The sequence below is a fragment of the Pedobacter lithocola genome, from assembly GCF_042650845.1.
Classification (GTDB): Bacteria; Bacteroidota; Bacteroidia; order Sphingobacteriales; family Sphingobacteriaceae; genus Pedobacter; species Pedobacter lithocola.
Genome location: NZ_JBHSBW010000013.1, coordinates 813474 through 829370, shown reverse-complemented (window position 1 = coordinate 829370; position 15897 = coordinate 813474). Strand labels below are relative to the sequence as shown.

Annotated in this window: 9 protein-coding genes; 6 read left to right on the top strand and 3 right to left on the bottom strand. The window is 39.2% G+C overall.

What is annotated here, in order from left to right:
* The first annotated feature begins 34 nt into the window (after nt 1-34).
* Genes ACFOWA_RS17695 through ACFOWA_RS17685 form a run of 3 tightly spaced genes read left to right on the top strand, consistent with a single transcriptional unit; the run spans nt 35 to nt 5543 of the window.
* Entirely contained in the window at nt 35-790 is a 756-nt protein-coding gene (locus ACFOWA_RS17695; protein ID WP_378987700.1) for an ImuA family protein, read from the top strand.
* Entirely contained in the window at nt 787-2283 is a 1497-nt protein-coding gene (locus tag ACFOWA_RS17690; RefSeq protein WP_378987697.1) for a Y-family DNA polymerase, read from the top strand. Before ACFOWA_RS17695 ends, ACFOWA_RS17690 begins: the two co-directional genes overlap by 4 nt.
* Nucleotides 2284-2306: 23 nt before the next feature.
* Entirely contained in the window at nt 2307-5543 is a 3237-nt protein-coding gene (locus ACFOWA_RS17685; protein WP_378987694.1) for an error-prone DNA polymerase, read from the top strand.
* A gap of 570 nt (nt 5544-6113) precedes the next feature.
* On the opposite strand, the gene ACFOWA_RS17680 is transcribed toward ACFOWA_RS17685, so the two are convergent.
* Nucleotides 6114-6566, bottom strand: coding sequence for a GNAT family N-acetyltransferase (locus tag ACFOWA_RS17680; protein WP_378987691.1), 453 nt, complete (start codon nt 6564-6566; stop codon nt 6114-6116).
* Between the two features lie 681 nt (nt 6567-7247).
* Between ACFOWA_RS17680 and ACFOWA_RS17675 the strand changes: the two genes are divergently transcribed.
* A complete protein-coding gene (locus ACFOWA_RS17675) occupies nt 7248-7445 on the top strand; it encodes a glycosyl-4,4'-diaponeurosporenoate acyltransferase CrtO family protein (protein WP_378987688.1) in 198 nt (65 codons plus the stop codon).
* Nucleotides 7446-8115: 670 nt separating this feature from the next.
* On the opposite strand, the gene ACFOWA_RS17670 is transcribed toward ACFOWA_RS17675, so the two are convergent.
* Together ACFOWA_RS17670 and ACFOWA_RS17665 are read right to left on the bottom strand one after the other, a co-directional pair.
* Nucleotides 8116-9138, bottom strand: coding sequence for an IS110 family transposase (locus ACFOWA_RS17670; protein WP_378987685.1), 1023 nt, complete (start codon nt 9136-9138; stop codon nt 8116-8118).
* 1761 nt (nt 9139-10899) lie between these two features.
* Nucleotides 10900-11118 carry an ATP-binding protein gene (locus ACFOWA_RS17665; protein ID WP_378987752.1) on the bottom strand — a complete coding sequence of 73 codons (219 nt, stop codon included), beginning with the start codon at nt 11116-11118 and terminating at the stop codon, nt 10900-10902.
* Nucleotides 11119-11225: 107 nt separating this feature from the next.
* Here ACFOWA_RS17665 and ACFOWA_RS17660 point away from each other — a divergent pair, with 107 nt between their 5' ends.
* Nucleotides 11226-15029, top strand: coding sequence for a PAS domain S-box protein (locus tag ACFOWA_RS17660; RefSeq protein WP_378987682.1), 3804 nt, complete (start codon nt 11226-11228; stop codon nt 15027-15029).
* A gap of 224 nt (nt 15030-15253) precedes the next feature.
* A complete protein-coding gene (locus tag ACFOWA_RS17655) occupies nt 15254-15721 on the top strand; it encodes a DinB family protein (RefSeq protein WP_378987679.1) in 468 nt (155 codons plus the stop codon).
* Nucleotides 15722-15897 lie beyond the last annotated feature (176 nt).

Sequence of the window (15897 nt, the reverse complement as noted above, 5' to 3'; positions counted from 1 at the left end):
AAATTCTTGAGCAAACCAGTAGCTCAAGAAATTAATGATGATAGAGGAAAAAAAGAAAATATTAACTCGGCTTAGACAGCAGATCGCAGCAGCGCAGGGATTCAAACCTGTCCCTATCACCACTGGTGATGGCTTTGGATTGGGGCCGATCGAGGCATGTTTTCCTAACAACGTTTTCCCAACAGGTACCATTCATGAATTTTTAGCAGAACAGCCTGAGGATGCAGCAGCCAGCGAAGGATTTATTGCCGGGCTCCTTGCAAAGCTCATGGAAAATGGAAATTCCTGTCTTTGGATCAGCAGAAATCGAAAACTTTTTCCGCCATCGCTTGAAGCCTTTGGAGTTGACCCCCAGCAAATCATTTTCCTAGACCTATACTACATTAAGGAAATCCTATGGGCTATGGAAGAAGCGCTAAAATGCGAGGGCCTGGCCTGCGTAATCGCCGAGCTCCCGGATATTGATTTTGCACAGAGCAGAAGGCTGCAACTGGCCACTGAGAAAAGCCATGTCACCGGAATACTCCTTCGAAAAGAACCTAAGCGCAGCTTATCTGCAACAGCCTGTACCGCAAGATGGCAGATTACGCCCCAACCCACCGAAATATCGGCTGGAATACCAGGCGTTGGCAACCCAAGATGGGAAGTGAACCTACGCAAAGTAAAAAATGGTGAAGGCGGCAGATTCTACGTAGAATGGGCAGAAGACAGGTTCGCAACGTTTGAAACCCAAGATACAAAACCTCAGCCCCAAGCTATACCAATGCTAGAAAGGGGGTTGATTGCATGAGCAGGTACTTAGCTGTATATTTCACTAATTTGCTGGCAGATTATCTGGCTGTAAAAAAACCGGAGCTAAAAGACAAGGTCTATGTATTCACTATGTCCCAAAGCAACCGCATTATGGTTACCGCATCATCCAGGGAAGCAGAAAAACAAGGTATATTTTCTAGAACGGTGCTTGCTGATGCCAAGGCACTTGTGCCGGATATTTTGGCTTTTGATGACGAGCCGGATTTCAATAAAAAACTATTGATAAGAATTGCCAAGTGGGCCATACGTTATTCACCTATAGTTTCCATTGATTTGCCCGATGGAATCATTCTGGATTCCAGTGGTTGCAGTCATTTACTAGGCGGTGAAGAAAAGTATCTGGAAACGATTTTATCTAAGCTACAAGAATACGGTTATAATTGTCGTGGTTCTATTTCGGATACCATTGGTACTTCCTGGGCAATAGCCAGGCTGGGCAGCAAATCTCCTATTATCCAACCCGGTCAGCAATATAACGCCTTACTCAATCTGCCTTCATTGGCCTTGCGCCTGGAACAGCATATTGTCCAAAGACTGAATAAGCTCGGTTTCGATAAGATCGGAAAATTCATACAGCTGCCTGCCTCGATGCTCCGCAGAAGGTTTGGACAGGAATTACTGCTCCGCCTTGGTCAGGCCCTAGGCACTGAGGAAGAAGCTATTACGCCCATCATCGTTAAAGAACGATTCGAGGAAAGGCTTTTCTGCCTGGAACCTATCTCTACCAAAACAGGCATTGAAATAGCGGTAGAAAAATTACTCGATGCACTATGTGAAAGACTGGCAAAAGAAGGACTGGGGATAAGATCTGCTGAACTTAAAGGATACAGGCTGGACGGCCGCATAACCGAAACCAAGATCGGCACCAACCAACCAACCCATCAGATACCCCATTTGGCCAAACTATTTGAGCTTAAGATTGATCAGATAGAACCAGATCTTGGCATCGAACTTTTTGTATTGACCGCAACCAAGACCGAACCAGTGCACATCACACAGGAAAAACTTTGGAGCGGAAAACCTGGTCTTGCTGACCAAAGCCTGGCTCAACTGCTGGACAGGCTTGCCGGAAAGGTCGGACCGCAAGCCATTAGAAGATATATACCACAGGCGCACTACTGGCCCGAACGCTCCCTCCGCCCAGCGGTATCGTTAGAAGAAAAAACGGAAATCAAATGGCAAAAATCAAATCCCCGGCCAATGGAAATGCTCCATAAACCGGCATCGATTCAGGTGACTGCCCCAATTCCCGATTACCCGCCCATGAACTTTCGTTACAAAGACGAACTTCACCTGGTTAGAAAAGCGGACGGCCCGGAACGTATTGAGCGGGAATGGTGGATGGAACCGGGTGAACATCGTGATTATTACATCCTGGAAGATGATAAAGGCAGGCGGTACTGGGTGTTTAGATCAGGTCACTATCACGAGGAACTTTCCGCATGGTTCCTGCACGGATTTTTTGCATAAAAAAGATATAGGAGAAAAAGATTATGGGCTACTGCGAACTACAGGTTACTTCCAACTTCAGTTTTTTAAAAGGCGCCTCCCATCCTGAAGAGCTGATTGAGCAGGCAGCAATTTTCGGCTACCCCAAGATAGCTATTACCGACGTGAACACCATGGCGGGTATCGTACGAGCGCATTGCGCAGCCAGAAAACACAACATTGAAATCATTCCTGCCTGCCGACTGGATTTGCTGGATGGACCAAGCCTACTTGCATATCCCACCAACCGGGAAGCCTATGGCAGGCTCTCTGCCTTGCTCAGCGAAGGCAATTTCAGGGCGGAAAAAGGTAAATGTTACCTTTACAAATCTGATGTTTTTGCAAATAAAGGTGATATTATTTTTATTGCCATTTCACCTGATGCTTTGGGTAAGGGCTTTGATTTTGAACTCAGTTTCCCCCAAGCCTTAAAAGAATACAAAGAAAACCTAGGTTCTTCACTATACCTGGCCGCCAACCGTAGCTACCAGGGCCAAGACCAGAAACGGTTGTTCAGGCTAGACGAATTGAGCAAAAAGCTGAACGTGCCTATGGTAGCGACCAATGATGTGTATTACCATCATGCAGATAGAAGGGAATTGCAGGATATTTTAACCTGCGTCCGCGAGAAATGCACCATTCATAATGCGGGTTTTCGCCTAATGATGAATGCTGAAAGACACCTGAAACCGATTGAAGAAATGCAGCGGCTCTTCCGCCCTTATCCAAAGGCTATTGAAAACACCTTAATCATTGCCGAAAAATGCCAGTTTACATTAGATGCTTTAGAATATGTATATCCAGAGGAAATCCTTTCTGGCGACCGCGAGCCGCAAGATGAACTCGAATTTCTGACTTGGAAAGGCGCAGAAGAAATGTTCGGTAATCCTCTGCCAGAAAAGGTAATCAATAACATCAACCACGAAATGAAATTCGTAAGAGAAATGAACTACGCCTCTTATTTCCTCACCGTTTATGATATTGTCAAATTCGCCAGGGAACAAAAGATTTTATGTCAGGGTCGTGGCTCTGCGGCTAACTCCACCATCTGTTACTGCCTCGGCATTACCTCGGTCGATCCGACAAAATTCGATCTGCTCTTTGAGCGATTTATTTCCTCAGCCCGTAATGAACCACCTGATATCGATGTGGATTTTGAACACGAACGCAGAGAGGAGGTCATCCAGTACATCTACAATAAATATGGAAGAGACCGGGCAGCTATCGTTGCCACGGTTACCCAGCTCCACCAAAAGGGAGCACTTCGGGATGTAGGCAAAGCAATGGGTTTGTCTACTGATACGATCGACAGATTGTCGGCCTCCATTTGGGAATTTACCGATGAATGGTTTGAAAGTAATCGCGTAACTGAGCAGGGATTGAATCCCAGGGATCCACTCCTGATAAAAGTACTAGACCTGACCCGCCAGATGATGGGCTTTCCTCGTCAGCTCGGCCAGCATACCGGAGGTTTTGTGATTACAAGGGGTAAGCTCACCGACCTCTGCCCAATTTTCCATGCCCGTATGGAAGACCGTACCAATATTGAGTGGAACAAGGACGACATCGATGCGCTCGGCTTTCTAAAGATTGATGTACTCGCCCTGGGCATGCTAACCTGCATTCGTAAAGGATTTGATTTGGCGAAAAAACATTATGACCTGAACCTCACCCTTGCCAGTATCAATAAAGAAGATGACCCAAAGGTTTATGAAATGATCAGTGCGGCCGATACCATTGGCGTTTTCCAGATCGAAAGCCGGGCGCAGCAGCAGATGTTACCAAGGTTGCGTCCAAACTGTTTTTATGACCTGGTTATTGAGGTAGCCATCGTCCGTCCCGGACCAATTCAAGGCGATATGGTGCACCCTTATTTAAGGCGACGAAATGGCGAAGAGTTAGTAGAATATCCGTCGAAGGAATTGGAAGATATTTTAGGTAAAACGCTTGGCGTTCCACTATTTCAGGAACAGGCAATGAAGATAGCCATCGTTGCCGCCGGCTTTACTCCAGCCGAAGCGGATGAACTTCGTAGAAGCATGGCCACCTTTAAAGTTCACGGGATGGTAACCCGGTTTGAAAAGAAACTGGTTGATGGAATGACCTCGAGGGGCTATACAGAAGAATTTGCAAAACGGGTATTCAGGCAGCTCGAAGGATTTGGTTCCTATGGATTTCCTGAAAGTCATGCAGCTAGTTTTGCACTCCTTGTTTATGTATCCTGCTGGCTGAAATGTTATTATCCCGATGTATTTGCCTGTGCAATCCTGAACTCCATGCCTATGGGCTTCTATCAGCCTGCACAGCTTGTAATCGATGCCAGAAACCACGGCGTAGAAGTACGGGAGATAGATGTAAACGTTTCCTTTTGGGATAATACCTTACAGGAAAAATCAGGAAAGTATTGCGCCTTACGTTTGGGATTTAGGCAAATCAGCGGCATTCGAGAAGATGACATCGAAGCATTGGTGTTGAGCAGAAAGACGGGCTATCGTAACTTGCATTCACTGTTGGATGCAGGAGTTTCGATGGGTGCACTGGAAAGACTCGCCGATGCAGATGCTTTTCGTTCGATGGGAATGGACCGCAGGCAGGCGCTTTGGGAAGTTTCCGCACTGAAGGATAGGCCGGTTGCGCTGTTTGAAGGACTGCATTCTGAATCTGAAAAAGAACAACAGATAGAGCTGCCATTAATGAGCAAGGGAGAACATGTTGTTCAGGATTATGCCTCCACCGCATTATCACTTAAAGCACATCCGGTGAGTCTGGTAAGAGAGAAACTCAAAATGTTCAACGTGAAATCTTCCCAGGAAATCAGGGATACCCAAGATGGAAGGATGGCTAAGGTTGCGGGCCTTGTGATTGTTCGCCAGCGCCCGGGAACTGCAGGAGGAGTATGTTTTATTTCTATCGAAGATGAAACCGGGTTTTCAAATCTTGTGGTATTTGAAAAGCTCTTTGAAACCTACCGTAAGGAAATCCTGCATTCCAAGCTACTAATGGTTGAGGGAAAGGTGCAAAAGGAAGGTGGAGTGGTTAACGTAATTGTTTCCAAATGTTTTGATTTTACCAAGCTGTTGAAAGGAATAACCACAAAAGCCGAAGAAGACGAGTTGCCAATTCTTACCCTTTCCCGCTCGGATGAAAAATCTCCACCATATTCTGCAACTGAAAATAAAAGATCTCAGGTGCGAAACATAGAAACCAAGGAAGCCTTCCACGGTGGCAGGAATTTTAAATGATTAACAATATGGAACAATTATCTTTTTTTTCCGCATGCGGTCAGTCAAAGGGCCTGCCAACTGAAGTACTGGCGTTGCTATGATCTTAATTCTGGCCAGATAAGTTTTACCCTTACGGCCTGAATGAATATTATGATTTATCCAACCGCCCCGCTAGAGAAAACATGCCGCGTGTGCATTTAACGCCAACATAAACCATCCTAATATCAATTTCCATAATTCAATTGGCTTATTGTGATACGGCTATAACCGGCTTCGTTTTATATCGCCAATTTTAACCCTAAACGCTTGCATCTACCTATCGCAAGCAGGTACCTATCCAGAATAAATAGCAAATGCTTTTGAATTTTCTAACGTAAATTTTGTTCGATGGTTAGGTTTTTCATTTCTTTTATTAAAGCATACACTTTATATTTTAAAAGCTAAATTGGTTTTACTTATTATATGCTTTTAGTTTTAAAGCAACAGGAATTAACCTTTTGATTTCCTTATTTATGGTGACTTAAATAAACAAAAATTTTTACCAATGAAAAATCAGATTTAATTGGGTACGATATGGCGTTGATACCTTCATTTTAATGAATTCTTAAGCTCCATCGAGATAACAGGATATGGTTTTCCTACTGCATCAGTTTCTGTGATGTCTGCAACTTCAAATCCCATTTTTTTGTAGAAGCGTAGGGCGTTCACATTTTGTTCATTAACATCAACAGATTTTGCATTTCGGTGTTTGATAGCATATTCAATTAGTGAATGTCCAATTCCTTTTCTCATTTCGCCTGGTGCAACAAATAGCATCTGAATAAAATCTTTTTTTAAACCTATAAACCCGGCAATATTGCCTTCATTTTTAATAAAAAAGATTTTAAGTTGCTGAAAGTAATAGTCATAGATTAACAGTTTATATTGCTGTATATCTCTTTGGGTTAGAAAATGATGGGTTGCATTTACCGAAGCTTCCCAAAGAATTATAAGCGAATCATAGTCGGTTTTTTTTGCTTTTAAAATCTTGTGATTTTGCATCAGATGGAATGTTAATTGCTAAATATAGGGGTATTTTGCATCTGCTGCTTAGTCTATCACCATAGATGTGCGTTTACAGAGTACGGCCTTTTGTATTCACAAAGTACAAGTTACTTTTTACATCCAATATTAATTTATCTTAGCGTACAGCACTTTTAATTATCCAATTCCAGAGCTAAGGCTAATCTTTCCGAAGAAGTTGTATGCCAGTATATGTAACCAGAGAGCACTGGTAGAAACCTGTAGAATGTAATTTATAATCAATTAGCTACTAACCATCCTATTTAATGTGGCTTTCTATTTTATCTACAACTAATCCATATATCTTAAAAAGATAAACAGGGTTAAAAAATATCTTTCTTTATTTGTTACAGTTTAATTAATGAAATAATAGATAGTCTAATGAACTTATTTTGAGCTATAATGGGTTTTTTGCCTGTAATTTATCTCTGGTACACTCAATGGGACACTTTTATGCTAATCATTAGTTTGGTGATCAGCACACTGGTGCTAATGCTTCCTATGAGATTTTTAAACTTGGGATAAGCCGAAAGAACCTAGAGGAAATTGGGATACATTGTTCAGGATGGAAAGCTTATTAAAAGGCTTACTTCAGAAAGAGGCCTTATAAACAATTTTCTGCATGCTACTAGGAGAGAGAGTTTTAGGCGTTAATCAGTGATGAATGAACGCTTTCACTTTGTTTGCTGCTTTTTTTTCTTAATTAGCTTGATCTTGGCGCTAATTGTGCAAAGGTTCATGCTTTCCAGTTTTTTATTTACATCAAATATTTTATATAATATATTACCATTACTCTTGCAGCAATACTATCGCTTAAGGGTGCAGGGTATTCAGAAGCTAGCACTTGCAACCAAGTAGGCTGATTCGAAAGCAATGTATTAGAAGTTTTGAATTCTGTTGGTTTTGGATTAATTTATGCAAAAATAGATATTGGAAGTATGATATTCTGACTAGTTGAAAGAACTTACATTCATATACACTCCAAAAGCAATTCTAAAACTTTCTCTATAATGGCAACCAAATTAACCACTACGCAAGGCAATCCTTTTAATAAAGGATTGGTTTTGGTAAATTCTTGAGGAAGATCAGTGCCATTTTCGAACAGTCCACAAGCATTTCTAAGCCATTATTCTTGGATTTTTCTAAAATTAAATATTAAGAAATTACCGGGTTAGATTTGCCTGAAGAAAAGAACTGAATGCAAAGACGATTAGCATTTAAAAAATTCAGGGGGATTTTAGCTTATTTCTAAAGTAATTATTGCATCATTCACATGCTGGGTGTTAATAAAACCAACCGAATTAGACCAATTTAACTGTTTTCAATTCACCAATTCATGTGAACGATTTTTTATCGCATGGCGTAATTCATTAAATGTCCGTTCTCTATCACGTATTTCTCTTTTTCTATGATTTGCATACTGGCTATGGGTAAATGTATTGTTTCTGATTAGTTTTCATAAATGCAAATTTATGTATATGGAATTGAATTAAATTCTTTTGAGCGCTGGGTAATTGAGCTTATAACTCTAACTCTTCTCCATACTACCATATATATAATCGGCTTGATATAGTCTATTTTCTTTAATCAATGAGAATACCCTAAGGATTAGTTTTGATCTGATAGCATTATACACCAACATTTTATGTTTTTTTTCATTGACTGTCTTCCTAAGAAAATAGGCTTTTATTTCCGGAACAAATCTTACGGAGAGGACCGCACAGGTATGTAACAGGGATTTAGTTTTTTTATTGGCTATGTGAGATATTCTGCTGGTTCCTATGATTGATATACCGGATTGTCTTTTGAATGGTGCCACACCTGCATAACAGGCAAACTTTTTTGGAGAACTGATATTTTTGAATTCATTTGTAGATAGGATAATATTTAATGCAGTCAATTCTCCAATGCAAGGGATGGACATGATGATGCTCATTTGATGTTTAAGCTGCTCATCGGAAGACCAGACTAACTTTATACGCTTTTCGATAACTGAGATATCATCTTTAATCGCATCGATACTTTTTGCACAGAGCACGGTGTTTTGATGAGAAAGCGCCTTGGTAATAAATTCTTTCTCCTCTTTTAAAGGAACTTTGAGTTTAAGCGAAATGGCACTTAGGCGTTCTCTTAAGGATAGCAACTGGGAAAGCTCATTTAGTATGGGCCTCTTAGGTGACCATATGGTTAGCTTTTTTTGAAAGAGACAAAGATATTCTGCAATCCGGTTTGCATCCAACTTGTCATCCTTTCCCCTGATTAATCCTAAAGAATTTTTTATTAATACCGGATTTTCATTAACTACAGAGGCTTTGAGAGTGTGTAAAGCTTTTAAAAGATGGTTTCCGTAGTATCCGGTATTTTCCAGTCCAAAAAGGCTATTGGATATTTTGATTCCAGGGGTCTTTTTAAGCCCGTTTATAAATTGTAATAGGGATTCAGGATTGTTTTCAACCCTTGAATACAAACTAAAACCCTTTTCATCTACTACCGCAACATCTACATAAGGCTTGCTAACATCGATGCCAATAAAAAACTTAAAATTTTTCATAGATTGTCCCCCTTCCAGCTGGGCATTACATCGTAATCCAGGTCTTTCCTAATTTTGATACTAATTCAACCCAGCTAAAATTTATACATCCATTTGCTATCACAATAATCCTTAATCATGCTTTAAGTCATCCTTAATGGTGTGGATAGGTCACTTATGATGATATGGCATAAAGGAATAGTATAAATAAGGGACATTGAACTATGATTTTATAATGATTTGAATATAACTTCTATTTGTAGCAATTTACGTTGATTAAGAAACTCTTTTATTCTGCGAATTATTTTACATATTTAAACGTCTAAATTCAACTAGTTATTATTCTGATATGAATATCTCTAGATTTTAAGGTTAAATTATTTTGAGTAATAAGAATAAATTGGCATTTCGAAGTTATATGTTTGTCACAGCCAGTTAATAGAGTATATATCATCATGAAATTATACCTAAAAAATATTAAGCGAAATGATTTATCTTTCATAGAGTTTAAGGAGGTGTTGGGATTAAATGAAAACCCATATCAAAGCCAATCTTTAACCTTTCAAAATGGAAAATATATGGAGTTGAATTTATTTCAATTTTATCAGATAGGCGCAGGGGGAGAAGTCCATGACTTATAGCTGCTGTTGGTAAAGGGAGAAATTCCCTTGGCCCGTTGGAAGCTCCTTGGAACAAAGATAAAAGATTATGTTTTGAAAGATGTACAGTTAACCGAGGAATATCTGGAGTTAAAGCATCTTGTGCTAGAGGTCAAACAAGTTTTTGAGCTGACTGGTAAAGCATTCTTAGTAAATTAAGGCGTTTTGATAACACTTCATCATCCCGCAATTACTTTACTAAATACTTATAAATTTGTCTGTTATCTGAATAAACCAAAAAAGATTATCCGCATCCCAACACAAATAAGTTTGTTGTAATTATTCCTTGTATTTATGTAAGTATGTTAGCGGAAAGGGGTCTGCCAGATTTGTTTATACAACTTATTTAATATTTATAAATTAATGCTTCCCTGGAACTAAATTTTTATCGAATTTTTTCGGTTTTAAGATAGGACCTTTTCAAATCTTTAACCAAATTTTGGATTGGAATACTGATCACAAATATGATCAAGAAATATTCTTTATTAAAAGTTATTCTGAAGTAGGTTGTGCGCTTTTGCTCTAACGGGGCGGAGATGGATTTGGATGCTCGGCTGGCTCTGGATTGACTAGAACCAAAAAGAAAGCCATTAACAATAAAATTGCCTATAAAGATAATTTAATGAGAGCTCTGCTACAAAGGAATAACTTTTAAAACGTTTGTGCCGTAAATAAATCCGGCAAAAATCTATATAGTAATAAATGCAGCCTGCTTTTAATTTATTTCAAGATTGTTATCAGTGATTTATTAGACGTAATTAGTTGTATTTAAAAAATTATTAATATTAGATGATCGTTCAGTATAAATTCAGGATCTAAAGATTTAGAAACAAAAATATTACTTCTCCAGAATGTCAGGCAAAACAAGTGCTAAAAGACTTTTATTTGATATACCAAGGTTTTTACAATCAACAAATACTGCTTTTATTTTAATGCCCAAACTATTCGGGAATAGACCATTCGCAGAATACGGATGCCCATGGCAGGTGAGTCTTACGCGGATGATATCCTTCAAATGGTTTCTTTCGGTTAATAAACTACAATTTTGAAAATTATCTTTCCTTTTTGTTTACGTATAAGCTTTGAGCGGTGGGTTATCTAAGTTTGAGCATCTAAAACAGAATTATTTTGATTTCTGATCACTTGCCTTTAAAGCATCTATTATGGTTATCACAAAATGAGAACCACTACCGACTTCGCTGTTCAAGCTTATCGAACCCCCTGAGGAAGTAATGATATTGTATACTAAATATAGTCCGATGGCTGTTCCTTCGACCTCAGGATTCAGTCGTTCAAATTTTTTAAATATCGTTTTTAAATTGGCTTTAAAAATTGAATACATCTTATTTGTGTTCATGAAATAGCAACTGATTGTTTAGGTATACAACTTTGTATTTCTTTATTTATATTGACCATACCAAATAGTACATCTTTTAATATTAAATTTCTATGGAACTCCACACAAGGAAGGACTCTGGTCAGGCCATTTCTATGTTTTCTTTGCTTTTGCGGGATATTTCCCTTCCTGCAATAGCGATAGAAGTTGACAAATCTCTATTGTATATTGTTGCTCATAATAAACTACTTGAAGATTGGGGCAAAACTATAGGATCGGCATCTATCTTAAATACTATAAAGGAATTTTACGATACTGCTGAGGGCAAAAATCTTTCGAGTAATGTGCTGGAAACTGCACGTAGCCAAGGAAATAATTCTTGCCACTTGCGATTCCCCCGGCATTTCATTGCCGGAAAAGAAATAAAATTTATTGCAGAAACTTTGTATTTGGTTAGAGAAAACGATTGTAGCTACTTACTTCAAACCTTTAAAAATTATGAAGAAACGTTTTTAGACCAGGAAAATCTTTCATCTAAAGGAATAGAGAATCTTTCGCCAAATTTTGCTATCCAAGAGTGGAATCAGGAGCTTCCCGTCCAGGTAACCAAGGTTTTGGATTGTTTCCCGGATATTATTTGCACCATCGACTCGATGGGGTTTTATGCCAGCGTAAATCTGGCATGCAACAAGATTTTGGGTTATCATCCTGCATTGCTGGAAAAAAAACTGGTTAAAGATTTTGTAACCAAAGATTACCAGGCAGGATTTGAACAATTTCTTTTAAGGGTAATGTCAGGAAAACAAACCACGGTTTATGAAAATGAAATGCTTCATGCTAGTGGAGAAGTATTATCGATGATATGGTCGGCTAGTTGGAATGCTAAGGATGAGTTGATGTACTGCACCTTTCGAGAAGCTGCAGAGAAAGTCGGATCTGAGCAAAGGCTGATTGAAAGCGAAAAGCGGTTCCGGGCCTTGGTACATGATGGCTCTGATATGATTGCTATCCTAGATGAAACTGCAAATTACCTTTACGTAAGTCCCTCATCAAAGACCGTATTAGACCTGGATGCTCAAAGTTTCATTGGCCGGAATGCCTTTGAGTATATTCATCCGGATGATATCGAAAAAGCCAACCAGGAATTTGCATCAGCTGCCGGACAAAAGAAAGTTTCACTAAGTCCATTTAGATTTCGGCATAATAACGGGTCATGGCGGTGGGTACAGACCATAATCACGGACTTACGGGATTCTCCTGCTGTAAGAGGGTTTGTTGCTAATTCGCGTGACGTAACAAACACCATTGAAATTCAAAGCGAACTGCTTATTAGTAATGAAAGGTATAGCTATGTTGGAAAAGCGACCTCAGATGCGATTTGGGATTGGGATCTGCGCTCAGACTCCATACGTTGGGGTGAGGGATTCACCAAGTTGTTTGGATATGCTCAAACGATGCTCAACTCAGACAGAGAAACCTGGAAGAATACTATTCATCCCCTTGATGTGGCCCGGGTACTTGATTCTTTGAACAAATTTTTGTCTTCCGAGCGCTCGAACTGGAGAGAAGATTATAAATTCCTGAAAGCAAATGGTGAGTATGCTCATGTTGTGGATAAAGGATATGTCATTAGAGACTCCCACGGTAAGGCGATTAGGATGATTGGCGCGGTTCAGGACATTACACTGAGAAAAAATGAGGAGGCTAGGTTGCGGGTTCTTGAATCGGTTGTGACCAATACCGTAGATGCCGTTTTAGTTGCAGACATCCAGCCTTCCGGGGAACTAAGGACTAAAATCAGCTTCGTCAACCATGCCTTTGAAGAGATGACCGGATATTGCTCGAAAGACGTTATAGGACATAGTCCCTGGTTTCTTCAAGGCTCAGGAACGGATAAAACGGAACTTAAAAAGCTAATGGCAAGCATTAAGGATAACAAATCCTACATGGGTACTATCACCAATTATAAAAAAGATGGTACGCAAATTTGGGTAAGCTATTCTGCTACCCCGGTTGCGGACAGCAGAGGTAATTATGCTCACTGGATTGCTATTTTAAGAGACGTTAGTTTGCAGAAAAGGACGGAGTTACAGCAGACCTTGCTGGCTGATATATCTCTAATTTTCAATAACAGCCTTGGTTTTAAGGAAACCCTCAGAAAAGTGCTGGTTAACATATCAGCATATGGACGATTTGGATTTGCCGCCATCTGGACAAAAGATCCCATACTTGATAAATTGCAACTTAGCGCCAGTTATTTTGCAGATGAGGTGGTTAAGGCATCCGCAGATCCACGCATTTCAATGCAACAAGGAGACATATTTGCTGAACAAATAAGAGTTAACCCTTTCTGGACAACATTTAATCTTGATAGTGATTCAATCTTGGACCAACCTACAAGCATAAAGTTAGTTCTTGGAATCCCGCTTTTTCACCATAAATCAATTGTCGGTGTCTTATTAATTGGATCCATGAAAAGCGATAACCCAAGAATATTAGATATTCCAACAGATTTGGATAAGCATCTTGGTACAGAACTTCATAGAAAAAGATTAGAACGTGACCTTTACCATATTTTTAATGTCGCGCCGGATATTATTGCGATTTCTGATTTTTCCGGAAACTTCAAAAAGCTTAATCCTGCGGCATCTAAAGTTCTCGGTTATTCAATGAAAGAATTACTTTCCCATCCCTTTAATCATTTTTTGCATCCAGAAGATCGTCAAGCTACTGTTAAGGAATTAGATAAAATCCGCAGGAGTGGAAAAGCTTATTATATCGAGGAGCGCTATTTAACTGCAGAGGGTCGCACGAAATGGTTGGCCTGGACTTCACAGCCGCTTGCTAAAGAAAAATTAATTTATTCGGTGGCTAAAGATATTACCGAGAAAAAAGAATTGGAAGATCTTTTGCAGAGTTCTAACAGCCTAGCCAGAATTGGTAGTTGGGAGTTAAGCTATCCTGATGGTATTGTTTCCTGGTCTAAAATCACTCGTGAAATACTTAACGCGCAGCAGGATGATTTTCTTTCTGCGGAAAGTCCCTTTGGCAGGTTACGATTTGAGCAGGATGAAGAAGGGATGAAAGAAAAAATAGCACGCTGTTTTTCTCTTGGCGAGCCCTGGGACGAGACGGTTCAAATCATAACTTATAGCGGGGATTGCAAGTGGGTTCGCACAATCGGTAGTAGGGAGTTTGTAGGTGGAAAATGTTTAAGGCTTTATGGAAGCTTACAGGATATAAATCTTCAAAGGCAAACAGAGATTTCTGTAGAGGAGGCTAGAGTGGCTTTAGAGGAATCTGAAAAACGCTATAGTGAATTATTTCACTTAAGTCCCTTGCCGATGTGGGTATATGAATTCGATACTTTAAAATTTTTAGATGTTAACCAAACCGCAGTGGTCAATTATGGATACTCCAGGGAGGAATTCTTGAATATGGACATTCGGGATATCCGGCCCGAGGAAGATTTGTACAAGCTAGATGCAGCTTTAAAAGAAACCCGGATGACTGATTGTTCCGCCTTCCAGGGGACCTTTAGACATAGGCGTAAAAATGGTGAAATCATGCATGTAGATATTCAAAGCAACATCATTGTTTTTAAAGGTAGAAAGGCGAAAATCATTGTTTCAACCGATATTACAGAACGTCTTCAGCAATTTCAGGCAATTCAATTGCGTAATGACCGTTTAAGGGAGATTGCCTGGATACAATCTCATAAAGTTAGGGCGCCGCTCGCAAAAATTATGGGCTTAGTAAATTTATTGACCATGAAGCCATCAGTTTCTGCTGAAACCTTGCGCCTTATCACCTACATCGATCAATCAGCCAATGAACTTGATGAGGTAATTATGGAGGTTACAAAAAAATCAGAAGAGCTGAATAGATTAGATGAAGAAGGATATGTGGATGGTTAATATGGCACAAATTTATCTATCAAGCTATCAACATAGTATAAAAATAATTTTATTATGAAGTAAATGTGCTGGGAATGTCCTAGGAGTAAAATAGGTTCGTTTTTTGAGACACTTATTGTGTATTATGCTACTAAAGTGACTGAACTTTTTATTCTTAACGATTAATACCTAATTTGTGTTAGCATTATACTTCTTTTCGGCAATAAGCAATTGAACCAAGACAAATGATTGATGAACGTTTCCAATGTGAAATATTGAGAGCAAGTAGGACCAGGCTTTTTAATTTAATAGAAGCAACAACGTCTGATATAATATTTAAAATTCCAGAGGGGTTCAATAATAATATAATGTGGCAAATTGGTCACTGTATCACCTCTCAACAGAGGCATATGTATATGCGGAGCGGGTTACCAATGTACATATCTAAAGATTTTATGGAGCTCTTTAAAATTGGATCGGCACCAGCGACCTGGCAAATAAATCCAGACGTCATCGAAGTGAAGCAGTTATTGAGTGAAACAATTAACCGCCTTGAGTCAGATTTGCAATCCGGCTTATTTATCAATTATGAGCCTTTTGAATTACCTATCGGTATTCAAGTAAAAAATCACATTCATGCACTGCAAGCTGCTATTTATCATGAGGCAGAGCATAGTGGAATAATTAACATGTATTTGAAGTTACTGTCATAGAAGATAATCCCATAACCTGATCGTTTTTTGAGACAATATTAATATAGAATTCTTGGCCTATCAAAAATCCACTGTTTAAAGATAATTTGAAATTTGCAGTAAAACTGGTACGATGATTAAATTTTATATTATTTAGTAAATTTTGTAGACAGTTTGTTTATCGTATTTTTGAGGAT

Bases quoted from the DNA above. Each gene is read 5' to 3' on its own strand.
- ACFOWA_RS17690 (WP_378987697.1), top strand. From the start codon at position 787: ATGAGCAGGTACTTAGCTGTATATTTCACTAATTTGCTGGCAGATTAT.
- ACFOWA_RS17685 (WP_378987694.1), top strand. From the start codon at position 2,307: ATGGGCTACTGCGAACTACAGGTTACTTCCAACTTCAGTTTTTTAAAA.
- ACFOWA_RS17655 (WP_378987679.1), top strand. From the start codon at position 15,254: ATGATTGATGAACGTTTCCAATGTGAAATATTGAGAGCAAGTAGGACC.
- ACFOWA_RS17660 (WP_378987682.1), top strand. From the start codon at position 11,226: ATGGAACTCCACACAAGGAAGGACTCTGGTCAGGCCATTTCTATGTTT.
- ACFOWA_RS17665 (WP_378987752.1), bottom strand. From the start codon at position 11,118: ATGTATTCAATTTTTAAAGCCAATTTAAAAACGATATTTAAAAAATTT.
- ACFOWA_RS17675 (WP_378987688.1), top strand. From the start codon at position 7,248: ATGAATGAACGCTTTCACTTTGTTTGCTGCTTTTTTTTCTTAATTAGC.
- ACFOWA_RS17670 (WP_378987685.1), bottom strand. From the start codon at position 9,138: ATGAAAAATTTTAAGTTTTTTATTGGCATCGATGTTAGCAAGCCTTAT.
- ACFOWA_RS17695 (WP_378987700.1), top strand. From the start codon at position 35: ATGATGATAGAGGAAAAAAAGAAAATATTAACTCGGCTTAGACAGCAG.
- ACFOWA_RS17680 (WP_378987691.1), bottom strand. From the start codon at position 6,566: ATGCAAAATCACAAGATTTTAAAAGCAAAAAAAACCGACTATGATTCG.